The sequence below is a fragment of the Streptomyces sp. NPDC005263 genome, assembly GCF_042872365.1.
Classification (GTDB): domain Bacteria; phylum Actinomycetota; class Actinomycetes; order Streptomycetales; family Streptomycetaceae; genus Streptomyces.
In genome coordinates this window covers 283,084-300,106 of sequence record NZ_JBIAKJ010000008.1, presented here as the reverse complement: position 1 = coordinate 300,106, position 17,023 = coordinate 283,084, and the positions used below count along the sequence as shown (strand labels likewise).

Below are 17,023 nucleotides of genomic sequence, written 5' to 3'. Positions count from 1 at the left end.
CCGGAAAACTTCCCGTAGCGCGCCCGTAACACGGCTGGTGTTGCCTACGAACCGGAGTGCTCCGGTCGGGCGGGAGTTGGGCGATGACTGTGGATCAACTCCCCGGGCAAGTGCGGGAGTTCGCGAACCATCTGGACGGTCTGCTGGCGCGCCTCGACCAGGGCGGCGGCTGGTGCGGGGTGTTCTGGCAGCGCGACCCCGACGGTATGCGGGCCTGCCTCGACGGACGCGAGATGCCCCCGTGGGACGTCGTGGAGGCACTGCTCCAGGACCTCGCGGGAGCGTACGGCCCCCAGGTCGCCGCGGCGGAGACGGAACGGGCCCGTGTCCTGCACGCCGCCGCGCTCGTCGCGCACGACGCCCGCCCCGGGGCCCGTGACGCCCTCGGTGACCGCTTCGACGTCATGCTCCGTGAGCAGCGGTACGCCGCCGACCGACAGACGGAGCTGCGCCGGGCACTGGCCTCCGCCGCCACCCGGGAAGAGGCCGACGCCCTCCGCGTCGACCTCGCCTGGGCCCACGACGACCACGAACGCGCCACCCGCCGCTGCGCCGAACTCCAGTCCCGGATGGCGCGACTGGACAGACGCGCGACCGACCTGAGCATGCCGCGGCAGCGCGATCGCGACGTCGGGGGCGGGGTCCGCGCGGGCGGCGGGTCCCGGTCGGAGACCGGCGGTTCCTTCCGCCCGGCGGCCCGCACATACGATGCCGAGCGGGACGTGGGGCCCGCGTACGACCCCCACATCCACGCCCCGCGACAGTCGGCCCCTGTCGACCCCTCCGCCGCCCCGGGGGACCAGGCCGAAGGGCAGCAGCGTCCGACGCTCACCGAGACCTCCGCCTTCCGGCAGCCGACGCCCGCCGAGACCTCCGCCCTCACAAACCCCCCTGCCGAACAACCCCCCGCCCCCAAGCAGCGCAAGCGACGCCGGGGTGGTGCCCGGTTCGCCGGGATGGTCGAGGAGGAGGCCGCCCCCGTCGTCGTACCGCCGACCGCCGTACCGGACCTCCCCGCCGCGCCCGTCACGAGTGGCCGTACCCCACGCGGGGCCCGGTTCGCCGGGGCCGCGCGGGCCGAGACCCGGCCGAAGCCGCGGGTCGAGCCGCTGGACGCGGCGGGCGGGCGGGAGACGGCACAGGTCGTGGAGCGGCTGGTGCGGCTGCGTGGTGAGGGCCGCAGCGGCGAGGCGCACGCGCTGCTCGCCGAGATCGCCCGCTGGCCGGCCGCCCGTTATCCGCTGCTCGCCGTCCAGATGGAGCGGGCCGGCCTGGGTGCCGACTGGGCGAGCCTGCTGTGGGAGGCCGCCTCGCTGCCCGCCGAGCGGCTGGTCGCCGCCGCTGACGCGCTCGTCGCGGCCGGTCGCGGCACCGACGGGCAGCAGATCCTGCGCCAGGGCGTGGCCCGGCCCGCCGACGAGATCGGTCAGGCGGTACTCGCGCTGGCCGCCGAGGGCCGTCACCGGGAGGTGGGCGCACTGCTCGACGCCTACGTCCGCGTCCGCACCCCGGAAGAGGCCGCCCGCAGCGCCGAGCCCGACCCGCGCACCCTCGTCCCGCTCCTGGTGGAGGCCGCCCGGGGTGTCTCGGAGGAGCGCCACTGGGACCTGGTGCACGCCCTGCGCGTCGCCGGATTCACCGCCTGACCCTGCTCTGACGCGCACCTGGCACCCAGGCCTGGACTCCGCCCACCGGCCGAGCCGCTCACCCACAGGAGTGCGAAACGAGATCGACTCCGCGGGTTGACGACGATGGTCTTGGCAAGGCCCGTCAGGAGGCTTACGTTCGTCCCTCTATGGCCTGCGTCTACGGGCGTAGACGCTCTGACGTCCCGTCGAAGGAGCAGCTCATGGCCAACGTCGTACGTGCCGCCCTGGTCCAGGCCACCTGGACCGGCGACACCGAGTCCATGGTGGCGAAACACGAGGAGCACGCCCGCGAGGCCGCCCGCCGGGGTGCCAAGGTCATCGGCTTCCAGGAGGTCTTCAACGCCCCCTACTTCTGTCAGGTCCAGGAACCGGAGCACTACCGCTGGGCCGAGGCGGTGCCCGACGGGCCGACCACCCGTCGTATGCGGGAACTCGCCCGCGAGACCGGCATGGTGATCGTCGTCCCGGTCTTCGAGGTCGAGCAGTCGGGCTTCTACTACAACACCGCGGCCGTGATCGACGCCGACGGCACCTTCCTCGGCAAGTACCGCAAGCACCACATCCCGCAGGTCAAGGGCTTCTGGGAGAAGTACTACTTCAAACCGGGCAACCTCGGCTGGCCGGTCTTCGACACCGCCGTCGGCAAGGTCGGCGTCTACATCTGCTACGACCGGCACTTCCCGGAGGGCTGGCGGCAACTCGGCCTGAACGGCGCTCAGTTGGTCTACAATCCGTCGGCCACCCACCGCGGGCTCTCCTCCCACCTGTGGCGACTGGAGCAGCCCGCCGCCGCGGTCGCCAACGAGTACTTCGTCGCCGCGATCAACCGGGTGGGCGTCGAGGAGTACGGGGACAACGACTTCTACGGGACGTCGTACTTCGTCGACCCGCGCGGACAGTTCGTGGGCGAGACCGCCAGCGACAAGGACGAGGAACTCGTCGTCCGCGACCTCGACTTCGACCTCATCGAAGAGGTCCGGCGGCAGTGGGCGTTCTACCGTGACCGCCGGCCCGACGCGTACGACGGGCTGGTGCGGCCGTGACCAGGGACCTGCTCGGCCGTCATCGGAGCGTGCTGCCCGACTGGCTCGCCCTGTACTACGAGGACCCGCTGGAGATCACCCACGGCGAGGGCCGCCACGTCTGGGACGCCGAGGGCAACAGGTACCTCGACTTCTTCGGCGGCATCCTGACGACGATGACCGCGCACGCCCTGCCCGAGGTCACCAAGGCGGTGGCCGAGCAGGCCGGGCGGATCATCCACTCCTCCACGCTCTACCTCAACCGGCCGATGGTCGAACTCGCGGAGCGCGTCGCCAAGTTGAGCGGCATCCCGGACGCGCGCGTCTTCTTCACCACCTCCGGCACCGAGGCCAATGACACGGCCCTGATGCTGGCGACGACGTACCGCCGCAGCAACACGGTCCTGGCGATGCGCAACAGCTACCACGGCCGCTCCTTCAGCGCCGTCGGCATCACCGGCAACCGCGGCTGGTCCCCGACCTCGCTCTCCCCCCTCCAGACGCTGTACGTCCACGGCGGCGTCCGCACCCGCGGCCCGTACGCGGACCTCGGTGACGACGACTTCATCGCGGCCTGCGTGGACGACCTCAAGGACCTGCTCGGCCACACCCGCCCGCCCGCAGCGCTGATCGCCGAACCCGTGCAGGGCGTCGGCGGCTTCACCTCGCCCCCGGACGGCCTGTTCGCGGCCTTCCGTGACGTGCTGCACGAGCGCGGCATCCTGTGGATCGCCGACGAGGTGCAGACCGGCTGGGGCCGCACCGGTGACCACTTCTGGGGCTGGCAGGCGCACGCCGAGAACGGCCCGCCGGACATCCTCACCTTCGCCAAGGGCATCGGCAACGGCATGTCCATCGGCGGGGTGGTGGCCCGCGCCGAGATCATGAACTGCCTGGACGCCAACAGCATCTCCACGTTCGGCGGCACCCAGATCACCATGGCGGCCGGTCTCGCCAACCTCACGTACCTGCTGGAACACGACCTCCAAGGCAACGCCCGGAGGGTCGGCGGACTGCTCATCGAGCGGTTGCGGGCGGCCGGGGCGCAGACTCCGGGCGTCCGGGAGGTGCGGGGCCGCGGACTGATGCTCGGCATCGAACTGGTGAGACCGGGCACCGACGAGGCCGACCCCGACGCGGCGGCCGCCGTGCTCGAAGCCGCCCGCGCGGGCGGGCTGCTCCTCGGCAAGGGCGGCGGGCACAACACCAGCGCGCTGCGCATCGCCCCACCGCTGTCCCTGACCGTCGCGGAGGCCGAGGAAGGCGCCGAGATCCTCGAAGACGCTCTGCGGAGCATCCACCAGCAGCACCCGGGCAAGGCCTGAACAAGGGAAACACCGTCATGACCACCACCTGGGAGTCGTCCACGTCCCTGGAGCCGACCCTGTCGGTCCGGCAGGTCCTCACCCTGGAGCGGGTCCTCGCCGGGGAGCCCGAGGTGGTGGCCGGAGCGAGCCAGCTCGACCGGGCCGTGCGCTGGGTGCACGTCGCCGAGGCCGCCGACGTCGGGGTGATGCTCAGCGGCGGCGAGATGGTCCTCACGACCGGGGTGCTGCTCGCCGGTGACGAGGGCGCGCAGGCCGAGTACGTACAGTCCCTGTACCGCGCGGAGGCCGCCGCCGTGGTGCTGGGTCTGGGACGGGCGTTCCCGGCCACGCCGGACGTGATGCGCCGGGCGGCCGAGCGGTGCGGACTGCCGATGGTGGTCCTGCACCGGCCCTTCCCCTTCGCCGAGTTGACCGAGGAGGTGCAGGCGCGCCTGATCCGGCGGAAGTTCGCGGCGGTCAGCATGTCGGAGGCCGTACGGACCGCGCTCACCGGACTCATCACCGCGGGCGCGCCCCTGCAACGCCTGCTGGACGAGGTCGCCCAGCACAGCGGCTGCCCCCTCGTCGTCACCAACCTCGCCCACCGTGTCCTCGCCACCGCGGGGGAGCGGCCGGCGGTGGCCGACGTGCTGCGCGACTGGGAGCGCATCGCGCGGCAGGCCGGCGGCACCGAGGGCGACGGCTGGATCCGCGCCGAACTCGGCGGGCGCGGGGAGCGCTGGGGCCGGATCGTGCTGTGCGGCTACCGAGGCGACCACGGCACCGGTCGGCTGCTCGCCGACCGCGCCGCCGAAGCCCTCGTGCTGCACCGCATGCTCGGCGGCACCTCCGCGCACACCTGGGAGGAGCAGTCCGCGCAGAGCCTGCTGACCGACCTGGTCAGCGGGGTCGTCCCGGCACGGCAGCTGCTGCCCCGGGCCCGCGCCGCCGGACTGCCGGTCAACCGGCGCGCCTTCGTCCCGCTGGTCGTCCGGCACGGTGATCCGGCGCGCCTGGACCGGGTGCTGCGGCTGCTCGGGCTGTCCGGGATCGTCGCCGAGATCGCCGACGGTGCCACCGCGGTGCTGCTGAGCCTGGCCCCCGACCAGGACGCCACCGTACTGACGGCGAACCTCGCGGCCCGGGTGCGTGCGGAGGCGGGCGGGACGGTGATCGCCGCCGCCGACACGCGTGCCGCCTGGGACGACGTCCCCGCCGGCCTGCGCGAGGCCCAGCATGTCGCCGACGCCGTGGCGGACTCGTCGGCGGCCCTGAACCTACCCCCGGTGGTACGCCTCAAGGACGTCCATCTGCGGGGCCTGATCCGGCTGCTGCGCGACGACCCGGATGTGCAGTCCTTCGCGGAGCGGGAGCTGGACGGGCTGCTGTGCGCGGCGGGGGAGGACCTGCTCGCCGTGCTGCGCACCTACCTCGCCACCGGACGCAACAAGTCCCGCACCGCCCAGCTCCACCACGTCTCCCGCCCGGCCCTGTACCGCCGACTGGAGGCGATACAGACCCGGCTGGGCGTGGACCTCGACGACTTCGAACAGGCCGCCTCGGTGCACATAGCCCTCCTCGCGCACGACGCGCAACAGGGCTGACAACAGCATCGGCAGGCCACTTGGAAACAGCGGAGAAACACCGGACCACCTGGGAGAACGGCGGTGAAACATGCGCTCGCGACAGGGTGACACGGTGGCACGCCGCACGCCCTCAGACGTGACACCGTGCACCTCAATCCGCCCCACCGGACTTCCTAAGCTCACCGCACACCGAGCGACCGGAGGTCCCGATGAGCACAGTGATCCGTGCCGCCCTCTTCCAGACCGCCTGGACCGGCGACAAGGAATCGATGATCCAGGTGCACGAGCAGGCGGCCCGCGACGCCGCCGCACAGGGTGCCCAAGTCCTGTGCTTCCAGGAGCTGTTCTACGGTCCGTACTTCTGCCAGGTCCAGGACAAGGCGTTCTACGAGTACGCCGAACAGATCCCGGGCGGCCCGATCGTCAGGCGGTTCCAGGCGCTGGCCGAGGAGTTGAATCTCGTCCTGATCCTGCCCATGTACGAGGAGGAGCAGCCCGGCGTCCTCTACAACACGGCCGCCGTGATCGACGCCGACGGCTCGTACCTCGGCAAGTACCGCAAGCACCACATCCCGCAGGTGCCGGGCTTCTGGGAGAAGTTCTACTTCCGTCCGGGCAACGCCGGCTGGCCGGTCTTCGACACCAAGGCCGGCAGGATCGGCGTGTACATCTGCTACGACCGTCACTTTCCCGAGGGCTGGCGGGCGCTGGGCCTGGCGGGCGCCGAGATCGTCTTCAACCCGTCGGCCACCTCGCGCGGCCTGTCCGCCTACCTGTGGCAGCTGGAGCAGCCTGCCGCGGCCGTCGCCAACGAGTACTTCGTCGGCGCGATCAACCGGGTGGGTGTCGAGGAACTGGGCGACAACGACTTCTACGGCACGACGTACTTCGTCGACCCCGAGGCCCAGTTCGTCGGCGAGGTGGCGAGCGACAAGGAGACCGAACTCGTCGTCCGCGACCTGGATCTGGCCAAGCTGCGCGAGGTGCGCGACCGCTGGCAGTTCTACCGCGACCGCCGCCCGGACGCGTACGAGCCGCTGACCGCACCGTAACCACACAGCCCCGCGCCGCTGACGCGCCCCGTGAGGGGCGCGGGGCTCTGCCCGATATGCGGCTTCCGCCGCGTGGGCGCGACCAGCCCCCACGCACCTGCACACTTCCGACCGCTCTCAGCGGAGCGCCAACGACAGGAGAGGGAGCATGAGCAGCAGCCGTACCATCATCCGGGGCGGCCTCGTCATCACCGCATCCGACGAACTCCACGCGGACATCCTGATCGAGGACGGCCGTGTCGCCGCCCTCGCCGCCGCGGGCACGTCCGCCGCCGAGGCATGGACGGCCGAGCGCACCATCGACGCCACCGGGAAGTACGTCATCCCGGGCGGCGTCGACGCCCACACCCACATGGAGCTGCCGTTCGGCGGCACCTTCGCCTCGGACACCTTCGAGACCGGCACCCGGGCCGCTGCCTGGGGCGGCACCACGACGATCGTCGACTTCGCCGTGCAGAGCGTCGGCCACACCCTGCGCGAGGGCCTGGACGCCTGGCACGCCAAGGCCGAGGGCAACTGCGCGATCGACTACGGCTTCCACATGATCGTCTCCGATGTGCACCAGGAGACGCTCAAGGAGATGGATCTGCTGGTCCAGGAGGGCGTCACCTCCTTCAAGCAGTTCATGGCCTACCCCGGCGTCTTCTACAGCGACGACGGCCAGATCCTGCGCGCCATGCAGCGCTCCGCCGACAACGGCGGCCTGATCATGATGCACGCGGAGAACGGCATCGCGATCGACGTGCTGGTGGAGCAGGCGCTGGCCCGCGGCGAGACCGACCCCCGCTACCACGGCGAGGTCCGCAAGGCGCTGCTGGAGGCGGAGGCCACCCACCGCGCCATCAAGCTCGCCCAGGTCGCCGGCGCGCCCCTGTACGTGGTGCACGTCTCGGCGATGGAAGCGGTCGCCGAGCTGGCCAGGGCGCGCGACGAGGGGCTCCCTGTCTTCGGCGAGACCTGCCCGCAGTACCTGTTCCTGTCCACGGACAACCTCGCCGAACCGGACTTCGAGGGCTCGAAGTACGTGTGCAGTACCCCGCTCAGGCCCCGGGAGCACCAGGCCAAGCTGTGGCAGGGCCTGCGCACCGACGACCTCCAGGTGGTCTCCACCGACCACTGCCCCTTCTGCTTCGTGGGCCAGAAGGAGCTCGGCCGGGGTGACTTCTCCAAGATCCCCAACGGTCTGCCGGGCGTGGAGAACCGTATGGACCTGCTCCATCAGGCCGTCGTCGACGGGCACATCTCGCGCCGCCGCTGGATCGAGATCGCCTGCGCGAATCCGGCCCGGATGTTCGGGATGTACCCGAAGAAGGGCACCATCGCGCCGGGCGCCGACGCCGACATCGTCATCTACGACCCGAACGCCGTGCAGGTCGTGTCCGCCGACACGCACCACATGAACGTCGACTACTCGGCGTACGAGGGCAAACACGTCACCGGCCGCGTCGAGACGGTCCTCTCGCGCGGCGAACTCGTCATCACCGAGCGGGAGTACACCGGGCACGCCGGGCACGGCACGTACACCCCCCGCTCCACCTGTCAGTACCTCAACTAGGAGTGGAGCACATGGACTTCGGACTCGTCCTGCAGACCGACCCGCCGGCCTCGAAGGTCGTCAGCCTGATGAAGCGCGCGGAGGACAACGGCTTCACGTACGGCTGGACCTTCGACTCCGCCGTGCTCTGGCAGGAGCCGTTCGTGATCTACAGCCAGATCCTGGCGAACACGACCAGGTTGCGGGTCGGTCCCATGGTCACCAACCCGGGCACCCGCACCTGGGAGGTCACCGCCTCCACCTTCGCCACCCTCAACGACATGTTCGGCAACCGCACGGTCTGCGGCATCGGCCGCGGCGACTCCGCGATGCGGGTCGCGGGCCGCGCCCCGAACACCCTCGCCCGGATCAGCGAGGCCATGAAGGTCATCAGGGCTCTCGGCTCCGGGCAGGAGGCGGACCTCGGCGGCGGCACGGTCATCAGGTTCCCGTGGATCGGGGAAGGCGCCGAACTCCCCGTCTGGATGGCCGCGTACGGGCCCAAGGCGCTGAAGATGACCGGCGAGGAGGCCGACGGTTTCATCCTCCAGCTCTCCGACCTCTACCTGACCCAGTACATGGTGAAGGCCGTCAAGGACGCGGCCCGTGCCGCCGGACGTGACCCGTCCGAGGTGAAGATCTGCGTCGCCGCCCCGGCGTACGTCACCGAGGACGACTCGCCCGAGGCGCTCGCCCACGCCCGCGAGCAGTGCCGCTGGTTCGGCGGGATGGTCGGCAACCATGTCGCCGACCTGGTGTCCAAGTACGGCGAACACTCCGCCGCCGTACCGGACGAACTCACCGAGTACATCAAGGCCCGGGAAGGGTACGACTACTCCCACCATGGGCGCGCCGACAACCCCGACACCGCGTTCGTACCGGACGAGATCGTCGACCGGTTCTGCGTCATCGGCCCGGTCGAGCGCCACATCGAGAAGCTGAACGCCCTGCGTGAGCTGGGCGTCGACCAGTTCGCCCTCTACGACATGCACGACGCGCAGGAGAAGGTCATCGACGCGTACGGCACCACGGTCATCCCCGCCGTCAACGCCTGACCCCGCCTTCAGGATCAACTCCCCGACCCCCCACTCCAGTTCTCCCCTCCTCGCCTTCGGGGAGGGGGCCGGAGCCCCCGCACGGCCTTTCCGGATCCGCCCCTCGTTTGATTGGCCTGCCCATGACCGACACCGCTCCCACGGCCATACCGCCGTCCGCCCAAGTCACCCTCGCCGACGGCCGGGTGGAGATCGCCCCGGGCGCCCCCGCCCCGAGCGGTCGCTACGCCAATGAGGACCTGCTGCCGGTTCCGGTGGAGAAGCGCACCTGGACCACGTACAACTTCTCCGCGCTGTGGGTCGGCATGGCCCACAACACGGCCTCCTGGACCCTGGCCTCCGGTCTGATCGCCGTCGGCATGGACTGGAAGCAGGCGGTGTTCACCATCGCCCTGGCCAATGTGATCGTGCTGGTCCCGATGCTGCTCACCGGGCACGCGGGACCGAAGTACGGCATTCCCTTCCCGGTCTTCGCGCGCGCCTCCTTCGGAGTGCGGGGCGCCAACCTGCCCGCCGTCGTACGGGCGTTGGTGGCGTGCGGCTGGTTCGGCATCCAGACCTGGATCGGCGGTGAGGCGATCTACTTCCTCGCCGGGAAGCTGATCGGGAACGGCTGGACCGACGCCGGGAAGGTGGGCGGTTACGCCTGGACGATGTGGCTGTCGTTCGCCGTCTTCTGGGCGATCCAGGTCGCGATCATCTACCGGGGCATGGAGACGATCCGGCGTTTCGAGAACTGGGCGGCGCCGTTCGTGCTGGTCGGCGCGGTGGTCATGCTGATCTGGATGAGCGACAAGGCCGGCGGCTTTGGTCCGCTGCTCGACCAGCCGTCCAAGCTCGGCTGGGGCGGCGACTTCTGGAAGCTGTTCTGGCCGTCCCTCATGGGCATGATCGGTTTCTGGTCGACGCTGTCGCTGAACATCCCGGACTTCACGCGGTACGGGAAGTCGCAGAAGGCGCAGACCTGGGGACAGGCCCTCGGCCTCCCCACGACCATGACGTTGTTCGCGCTGCTGTCGGTGATGGTCACCTCCGGTTCGCAGGCGGTGTACGGCGAGACGATCTGGGACCCGGTACAGCTCGCCGCCAAGACCGACAGCGTGGTGGGCCTGCTGTTCGCCCTGGTCACCGTGCTGGTGGCGACCCTGTCGGTGAACATCGCGGCCAACCTGGTCTCGCCGGCCTTCGACTTCTCCAACATCGCGCCCCGGAAGATCAGTTTCCGGGCGGGGGCGCTCGTCACCTGTGTCCTCGGCGTGCTGATCTTCCCCTGGAAGCTCTACTCCGACCCGCAGGGCTACATCTTCACCTGGCTGGGCCTGGTCGGCGGTCTGCTCGGCACCGTCGCCGGCATCCTCATCGCCGACTACTGGATCCTGCGCCGCGGCAGGCTCGACCTGGCCGACCTGTACCGCGGCGGCGGCCGTTACTGGTACGAGGGCGGCTGGAACTGGCGGGCCGTCGTCGCGTTCGTGGTCGGCGGTGTCCTCGCCGTCGGTGGCGCCAGCTTCAAGCCGCTGATCGACGGCCGTCCCGTTCCCGCGCTGGAGCCGCTCGCCGACTACGGCTGGGCGGTGGGCCTGGGCACCTCGATGGTGCTGTACGTGGTGCTGATGCTGGTGCGCGGCCGGGATCGTCTGGAGGCCTGAGTCATCCCCGTCGTCACCCGCGGTCGGAGGGCGGTCAGTTCTTCTGGCCGCCCTCCAGCGTGGCGACCGCCTCCTTGGCGGCCTTGATCGCGCCCCTGTTGATCTCGTTCGTACTGGGCGCCTTCTTGGTCTCGAAGTCGCTGCCGTTGTACGTGATGGTCACCAGCGCGTTGGACACGCGGATCACCACCATGCCCTCGCGGGTCTGCTGCTTGTCCTCGGTGGTGAGGTTCACCACCGAGTAGCCGGAGTCGCCGACCCCGGGCACATCCCCGCCGCCGCTCTTGTCGGTCACCGTCTCCTGGTAGGACTTCCGGGCCGCCTCGTCCGACTCCATGAGCTCGTAGGAGACGTCCAGCCAGCGGTAGTCGTAGCCCTTGAGCGCGTTCCAGGAGCAGGTGCGGCGCACCTTGGTGTCCGTCGACGGGATCTCCCGGCCGGCCGTCTTCGCGCCCGGCACCAGCGACGTGATCGTCTTCTTGGCCACGCTGGTGCACGGCGCGGGCGCGGCCGTGTACGCCTTGGAGGCCGCCGATGTCGACGGCGCGGTGGCGGACTGGGTCCCGGTCTTCGGGCTGTCCTTGTGCTCCGTGGCCGGTGTGGCGGCGAGCGGGCCGGACGACAGGGCCCAGCCCGCGGCGGCGAGCACGACGACGGGGGACAGGCGTGCGGTCAGGGCGACCGGCAAAGGAAGAGAGGAACGCACAGCGCACTTTTCGTGGGGGACGGTGCGGAGCGGGTCCGCACAGCGGACGGGACGACAGTCTCACACGACTCCCCGTGTGACGGAAGTACCGTCTCGGTCCGTGCCCGCACGGTCACCGCACCCCGCTGATGATGCGCCATGTGTCCCTTTATGTCCGGGTGGTGGGGTGGTAGAGCGCCGACTCGAGGCGGTCCACGGCCACGAACGCCCCGTACGCCACGAGGCGCACCAGAGCGTCGTCGGTGTGCTCCGGCCGCCGCCAGGCCGCCACGTCCTCGTCCGTGATCCGGTACGGCGCCAGGGCGGCCAGCAGCGCGAGGCGCGCGCCGGGCCGCTCCCGCCGGTCCGGGAACCCCGTCAGGGCGAGCGACGGATGAGCCCCGTCCCAGTCCCCCAGCACCTCTTCCACGAGGTCGTGGTCATCTGCGTCGAGCAGACCGGCGCCCGCCATGGACGCCCTGAGCAGCGCCGCGTACGCGAGCCCGACGGCCGTGTCGCCCGCCCACGCGGGGGCTTCGCCCGGGTCGACGCCGTCGAGCAGCGCGAGCGCCTCGCCGGGCCGGGCGGGGCGGCGTACCGTCCGGGCGAGCGTGCGGCCCGCGAGGCTGCGCACGGCCCGGAACCGCTGGGCGTTGCCCGGCAGCAGGTTCTCGGTCAGAAGAGCGGACACGATCCGGTTGATGAAGTGGAAGGCGAGAGCGGTGCCGACATAACCGGGGGCGTGCTCGTGCGGGAAGGGGTACGGATGTGGCCCGAGACCGCCCGGGACGCGGGTCCGCTCGCCCCACTCCAGCAGCCGCGCGTGCTCCTCGTTCTCCGGTCGCTCCCCGCGGGCGAGGCGTTCGGCGAGCGCGTGGTCGCCGGTGGCGTGCAACAGCATGGTGTGCGCGTCCACGCAGAACGGGCACCTGTTGGCGAGTGACACCCCTAACGCCGCCAACTCCTTTCCGGTGCGGCTGCCCGGGCCCGCGATCAGTGACTCGCGCATCAACGCCCAGGCGGACGCGAGGATCTCGGGGACGGGCGACAGGACCACGAAGGTGACGGGCCTGTCGATGCCGAAGTCGCGGGCGAGCTGCTCGTAGACCTCGGCGACGCGGCCGGTGGCCGACCGGGGCGGCAGGGGCTCGGTGTAGCGGAAGGGTGTGGGCATGGGCAGCAGCGTGCGCCACGGGGGAGGGCGCGGTCGTCGTACCGCCGAAGACAGCCGGCACTGCGCCGACGGGGCGGCCCGAGGGCCTGGACTACTCCCCCGGGAGTAGTGGGGGAGTTGTCCACAGGGCTGATTCCGGCGTCCTTTCCCGGCGCTACTGTGCGTGCATGAGTGGGCACTTGGTCACACGCAGGGATCTCGCCGACGCCGCTTTGGCGGTCGTGGTCGGCGTGCTGGTCCTGACCACGGCCGTGTCCGACGCGGACACGACCGCCGTCGACTACGCCCTGATCGCGCTGGGTTCGGCGGCGCTGGCGTTCTACCGCCCGGCCCCCCTGGTCGTACTCGCCGCCGCCACCGCGACCGGTGTGGCCTACGTCCTGCACGCCCACCCCGGGCTGCTCGCCGCCCTGCCCGTCCTCGCCGCCGTGCACACGGCCTCCCGTGCGGGTCACCGGGGCTGGGCCGCCGCCGCGAGCGGGGTGTATCTGGCGGCCTACGTGGCGACCGGGCCCACGACCGGGGAGATCGTGGAGAAGGCCGCGCTGTTCGCGGGCTGGTTCCTGTGCGCGGTGGTGACGGGCCTGGCCGACCGTAACTGGCAGGCCTACCTGCGCCAGACGGAGCAACGCGCCCTGGAGGCCGAACGCACCAGGGAGGAGGCGGCCCTGCGCCGGGCCGGAGAGGAACGCCTGCGGATAGCCCGGGAGTTGCACGACTCCCTCACCCACAGCATCTCGATCGTCAAGCTCCAGGCCGGTGTCGCCGTGCACCTGGCCCGCAAGCGGGGCGAGGAGGTGCCGCCCGCGCTGCTCGCCATCCAGGAGGCCGGCGGTGAGGCCATGCGTGAGCTGCGGGCCACCCTGGGGGTGCTGCGCACCGACGAACCGGCCGGCACACCGGCCCTTCTCGTGGATCGCGCCCGGGCGGCGGGCCTCGCGGTCGAGCTGACGGTGAACGGGGACGAACGCGCCCTGCCGGCCAGCCTCGACCAGGCGGCGTACCGCATCGTCCAGGAGGCCCTCACCAACGCCGCCCGGCACGCGGGACCGGCCAAGGTGCGGGTACAACTGGATTACGGGGAGGACGAGTTGACGATTCGGGTGGACGACGAGGGAACAGCCGACCCGGCCCGCCCGCCGCGACCGGGCATCGGCCTCACCGGCATGCGAGAACGCGTCACGGCCCTGGGCGGCACGTTGCACACCGGCCCGCGCACCGAGGGCGGCTTCTCGGTGCGGGCCGAACTGCCCCTTCAGGCGGCCGGATGATCCGGGTGGCACTCGTCGACGACCAGGCGCTGATGCGCGCCGGGTTCCGTGCCCTGCTGGACGCCGAGGACGGCATCGAGGTGGTCGGCGAGGCGGCGGACGGCGAACAGGGGGTGGCCCTGGTGCGTGCCCACACACCCGACATCGCGCTGATCGACGTCCAGATGCCGGTCATGACGGGCATCGAGGCGACCCGCCGTATCGCCACCGACCCCGCCCTCTGCGCCGTCCGCGTCGTGATCCTCACCAACTACGGCCTCGACGAGTACGTCTTCGAGGCCCTGCGGGCGGGCGCGAGTGGCTTCCTGCTGAAGGACACCGAACCCGCCGACCTGCTCCAGGCCATCGAGGTGGTGGCCCGGGGCGAGGCCCTGCTCTCCCCTTCGGTCACCCGGGCCCTGATCGGCGAGTTCGTCTCCCGGCCCCCGGACCGGACCACCGCCCCCGGCCTGGAACACCTCACCCGCCGCGAACGCGAGGTCACCGCCCTGGCCGCCCGTGGCCTCAGCAACGAGGAGATCGCCGCGCACATGGTCATCAGCCCGTTCACGGCCAAGACCCACGTCAGCCGGGCGATGACCAAGCTGGGAGCCCGCGACCGGGCCCAACTGGTCGTGTTCGCCTACGAGTCGGGTCTGGTGACGGCGCGCGGCACCTGACCGCGGGGGCTCGGCCGGGGCGGGCAGCGCGGTGCCGCGCAACCGTCAGCGCGGCGGCGGGCAGGACGAGGCCACATGTCCCCCGGCGACATCCTGCGCCGGGACGACGCCATGCACGCACACTCGCCCGAAGCCCCCGCAGCACACCGGGCGCCGGAGTGCCGGCTCCCTGCGGGCGGTGCGGACGCATCAGGTGGCGGGCCATCGAAAGGCCGTCCGTGAGGGGACGGGAGAGCGGTCTGGGGCCTGGCGGGTTGCATGGCCCGCGCGCTCAGGCAGCGTACCGACCACCGTTCCCGCCGGTTCGACAGGGTGATAAGCGTGACGGTCGAGGTCGTCATCGGCACCCCCTGGGTCGCTCGGAGAGCCCCGGCGTAAACTCCCAAGATCCTCCCCAGAACCGATCCTGAGCACCCGTCATCCCGGCCAACGCCCGTAAACAGCGAGGTGAGAGACCCTGTGTTCACGACCCGCCCCACCCTCCAGGGCACCTTCGGCATGGTGTCCTCCACCCACTGGCTCGCCTCGCAGTCGGCGATGGCCGTCCTGGAGGACGGCGGCAACGCCTACGACGCCGCCGTGGCGGGAGCGTTCGTGCTGCACGTCGTCGAGCCGCATCTGAACGGGCCCGCCGGTGAGGTACCGATCCTGCTGGCGCCGGCCGGAGGCGAGGTGCGGGTGCTGTGCGGACAGGGCGTCGCACCGGCCGGGGCGGATGTCGCCCACTACCGGGGCCTCGGCCTGGATCTCGTCCCCGGGACCGGACCGCTCGCCGCCGCCGTCCCCGGTGCCTTCGACGCCTGGATGCTGCTCCTGAGGGACCACGGCACGAAACCGCTCGCGGACATCCTGAAGTACGCCATCGGTTACGCCGAACACGGCCACGCGCCCGTGGAGAACGTCGGCGCGACCGTCGAGACGGTACGGGAGCTGTTCGAGACGGAGTGGACCACCTCGGCGGACGTGTACCTGCCGGACGGCAAGGCACCCCGGCCGGGCGAGCTGTTCCGCAACCCCGCCCTCGCCGCCACCTGGAAACGGCTGCTCGCCGAGGTCGCCGGGGCGGGGGACCGCACGGCGCAGATCGAGGCCGCGCGGGAGGTGTGGCGCACCGGCTTCATCGCTCAGGCGCTGGTACGGCAGGCCCGGCGGCCCACCATGGACACCAGCGGCGTTCGGCACACCGGCACTCTCACGGCCGCCGACCTCGCCGGCTGGTCCGCGACCTACGAGGCGCCGGCCACGTACGACTGGAACGGCTGGACCGTCTGCAAGGCGGGCCCCTGGAGCCAGGGGCCGGTCCTCCTCCAGCAGCTCGCGCTGCTGCCGCCCGAACTGCCCCGGTACGGCTCCGCGGACTACGTCCACCTGCTGATCGAGGGCTGCAAGCTCGCCATGGCGGACCGGGAGGCCTGGTACGGGGACGCGGCCGAGGTGCCGCTCGACGCACTGCTGTCGGACACGTACAACGCGCGTCGGCGGCAGCTCGTCGGGAAGAAGGCGTCGTACGAGTCGCGGCCCGGCAGCCCCGACGGCCGTATCCCGCGCACGAGTGCCCACGCGCGTGCGGGCATCGGCGACGGGGCCGGGTTCGACCGGCTGGGCGCCGGGGAGCCGACGGTCGCCGTCCATGACGGGCCCGGGGTCGGCGAGCCCACCGTCGCCAAACCTCGCATCTCCCCGGTGCCGGGCGAGCCCGAGTTCGAGGTCACCGCCGACGGGCACACCCGCGGCGACACCTGCCACCTCGATGTCGTCGACCGCTGGGGCAACATGGTCGCCGCCACCCCGAGCGGGGGCTGGCTCCAGTCCAACCCCGTCGTGCCCGAGCTGGGCTTTCCGCTGGGCACCCGGTTGCAGATGACCTGGCTGGAGGAGGGCCTGCCGAACTCGCTCACCCCGGGCCGCCGCCCCCGCACCACCCTCACCCCCTCGATCGCGCTGCGTGACGGCATACCGGTGATGGCGTTCGGGACGCCCGGCGGGGACCAGCAGGACCAGTGGCAGCTGCACTTCTTCCTCGCGGTCGCGCTGCGCGCCACCGTCCGCGGCGGACTCGATCTCCAGGGCGCGATCGACGCCCCGAACTGGCACAACGACAGTTTCCCCGGCTCCTTCTACCCGCGCGGCACGCGGCCGGGCAGCGTCACGGTGGAGGCCCGCATGGATCCTGACGTCGTGGCGGAACTCCGCGGGCGCGGGCACGACGTGACGGTGGGTGCCCCGTGGTCGGAGGGACGTCTGTGCGCGGTCGCCCGGGACCCCAGGACCGGCGTGCTGTCGGCGGCCGCGAACCCGCGCGGCATGCAGGGATACGCCGTCGGCCGCTGAACCGGCCGCCGCTCTCGCCGGGAACGCCACACCCCGGTATTCATGGTGA

General features: G+C 71.5%; 13 protein-coding genes. 11 read left to right on the top strand and 2 right to left on the bottom strand.

Annotation, left to right across the window (positions count from 1 at the left end; genetic code table 11):
- Nucleotides 1–83: 83 nt before the first annotated feature.
- From ACFYRY_RS32355 to ACFYRY_RS32320, 8 genes are all read left to right on the top strand, one after another.
- Entirely contained in the window at nucleotides 84–1,646 is a 1,563-nt protein-coding gene (locus ACFYRY_RS32355; protein WP_389153600.1) for a hypothetical protein, read from the top strand.
- A gap of 203 nt (nucleotides 1,647–1,849) precedes the next feature.
- Nucleotides 1,850–2,692: a nitrilase-related carbon-nitrogen hydrolase gene (locus ACFYRY_RS32350; RefSeq protein ID WP_389153598.1), complete on the top strand. Its 843-nt coding sequence runs from the start codon at nucleotides 1,850–1,852 to the stop codon at nucleotides 2,690–2,692.
- Nucleotides 2,689–3,996 (top strand): aspartate aminotransferase family protein, encoded by a 1,308-nt coding sequence (locus tag ACFYRY_RS32345; protein WP_389153595.1) that lies wholly within the window; start codon nucleotides 2,689–2,691, stop codon nucleotides 3,994–3,996. Before ACFYRY_RS32350 ends, ACFYRY_RS32345 begins: the two co-directional genes overlap by 4 nt.
- A gap of 17 nt (nucleotides 3,997–4,013) precedes the next feature.
- Nucleotides 4,014–5,582 (top strand): PucR family transcriptional regulator, encoded by a 1,569-nt coding sequence (locus ACFYRY_RS32340; RefSeq protein WP_389153592.1) that lies wholly within the window; start codon nucleotides 4,014–4,016, stop codon nucleotides 5,580–5,582.
- A gap of 191 nt (nucleotides 5,583–5,773) precedes the next feature.
- A complete protein-coding gene (locus tag ACFYRY_RS32335; RefSeq protein WP_389153589.1) occupies nucleotides 5,774–6,616 on the top strand; it encodes a nitrilase-related carbon-nitrogen hydrolase in 843 nt (280 codons plus the stop codon).
- 148 nt (nucleotides 6,617–6,764) lie between these two features.
- Complete coding sequence (gene hydA, locus ACFYRY_RS32330) at nucleotides 6,765–8,171, top strand: dihydropyrimidinase (protein WP_389153586.1); 1,407 nt, start codon at nucleotides 6,765–6,767, stop codon at nucleotides 8,169–8,171.
- Between the two features lie 11 nt (nucleotides 8,172–8,182).
- Nucleotides 8,183–9,205 (top strand): TIGR03842 family LLM class F420-dependent oxidoreductase, encoded by a 1,023-nt coding sequence (locus ACFYRY_RS32325; protein ID WP_389153583.1) that lies wholly within the window; start codon nucleotides 8,183–8,185, stop codon nucleotides 9,203–9,205.
- A gap of 122 nt (nucleotides 9,206–9,327) precedes the next feature.
- Nucleotides 9,328–10,854, top strand: a complete 1,527-nt coding sequence (locus ACFYRY_RS32320; RefSeq protein WP_389153580.1) for an NCS1 family nucleobase:cation symporter-1 — start codon at nucleotides 9,328–9,330, stop codon at nucleotides 10,852–10,854.
- 34 nt (nucleotides 10,855–10,888) lie between these two features.
- On the opposite strand, the gene ACFYRY_RS32315 is transcribed toward ACFYRY_RS32320, so the two are convergent.
- Nucleotides 10,889–11,542, bottom strand: coding sequence for a hypothetical protein (locus ACFYRY_RS32315; RefSeq protein WP_389153577.1), 654 nt, complete (start codon nucleotides 11,540–11,542; stop codon nucleotides 10,889–10,891).
- A 166-nt stretch (nucleotides 11,543–11,708) separates the two neighbouring features.
- Complete coding sequence (locus ACFYRY_RS32310; RefSeq protein WP_389153574.1) at nucleotides 11,709–12,713, bottom strand: carboxymuconolactone decarboxylase family protein; 1,005 nt, start codon at nucleotides 12,711–12,713, stop codon at nucleotides 11,709–11,711.
- Between the two features lie 167 nt (nucleotides 12,714–12,880).
- On the opposite strand from ACFYRY_RS32310, the gene ACFYRY_RS32305 reads away from it, so the two are divergent.
- The 3 genes from ACFYRY_RS32305 (at nucleotide 12,881) to ACFYRY_RS32295 (ending at nucleotide 16,974) form a co-directional block, all read left to right on the top strand.
- Nucleotides 12,881–13,984, top strand: a complete 1,104-nt coding sequence (locus ACFYRY_RS32305) for a sensor histidine kinase (protein ID WP_389153571.1) — start codon at nucleotides 12,881–12,883, stop codon at nucleotides 13,982–13,984.
- The gene (locus ACFYRY_RS32300) at nucleotides 13,981–14,643 is read left to right on the top strand and encodes a response regulator (protein WP_389153568.1); all 663 of its coding nucleotides are present in this window, start codon (nucleotides 13,981–13,983) and stop codon (nucleotides 14,641–14,643) included. Before ACFYRY_RS32305 ends, ACFYRY_RS32300 begins: the two co-directional genes overlap by 4 nt.
- Nucleotides 14,644–15,102: 459 nt before the next feature.
- A complete protein-coding gene (locus ACFYRY_RS32295) occupies nucleotides 15,103–16,974 on the top strand; it encodes a gamma-glutamyltransferase family protein (RefSeq protein ID WP_389153565.1) in 1,872 nt (623 codons plus the stop codon).
- The last annotated feature ends 49 nt before the right edge of the window (nucleotides 16,975–17,023 follow it).

Bases quoted from the DNA above. Each gene is read 5' to 3' on its own strand.
- ACFYRY_RS32325 (WP_389153583.1), top strand. From the start codon at position 8,183: ATGGACTTCGGACTCGTCCTGCAGACCGACCCGCCGGCCTCGAAGGTC.
- ACFYRY_RS32335 (WP_389153589.1), top strand. From the start codon at position 5,774: ATGAGCACAGTGATCCGTGCCGCCCTCTTCCAGACCGCCTGGACCGGC.
- ACFYRY_RS32300 (WP_389153568.1), top strand. From the start codon at position 13,981: ATGATCCGGGTGGCACTCGTCGACGACCAGGCGCTGATGCGCGCCGGG.
- ACFYRY_RS32350 (WP_389153598.1), top strand. From the start codon at position 1,850: ATGGCCAACGTCGTACGTGCCGCCCTGGTCCAGGCCACCTGGACCGGC.
- ACFYRY_RS32340 (WP_389153592.1), top strand. From the start codon at position 4,014: ATGACCACCACCTGGGAGTCGTCCACGTCCCTGGAGCCGACCCTGTCG.
- ACFYRY_RS32355 (WP_389153600.1), top strand. From the start codon at position 84: ATGACTGTGGATCAACTCCCCGGGCAAGTGCGGGAGTTCGCGAACCAT.
- hydA (WP_389153586.1), top strand. From the start codon at position 6,765: ATGAGCAGCAGCCGTACCATCATCCGGGGCGGCCTCGTCATCACCGCA.
- ACFYRY_RS32310 (WP_389153574.1), bottom strand. From the start codon at position 12,713: ATGCCCACACCCTTCCGCTACACCGAGCCCCTGCCGCCCCGGTCGGCC.
- ACFYRY_RS32320 (WP_389153580.1), top strand. From the start codon at position 9,328: ATGACCGACACCGCTCCCACGGCCATACCGCCGTCCGCCCAAGTCACC.
- ACFYRY_RS32305 (WP_389153571.1), top strand. From the start codon at position 12,881: ATGAGTGGGCACTTGGTCACACGCAGGGATCTCGCCGACGCCGCTTTG.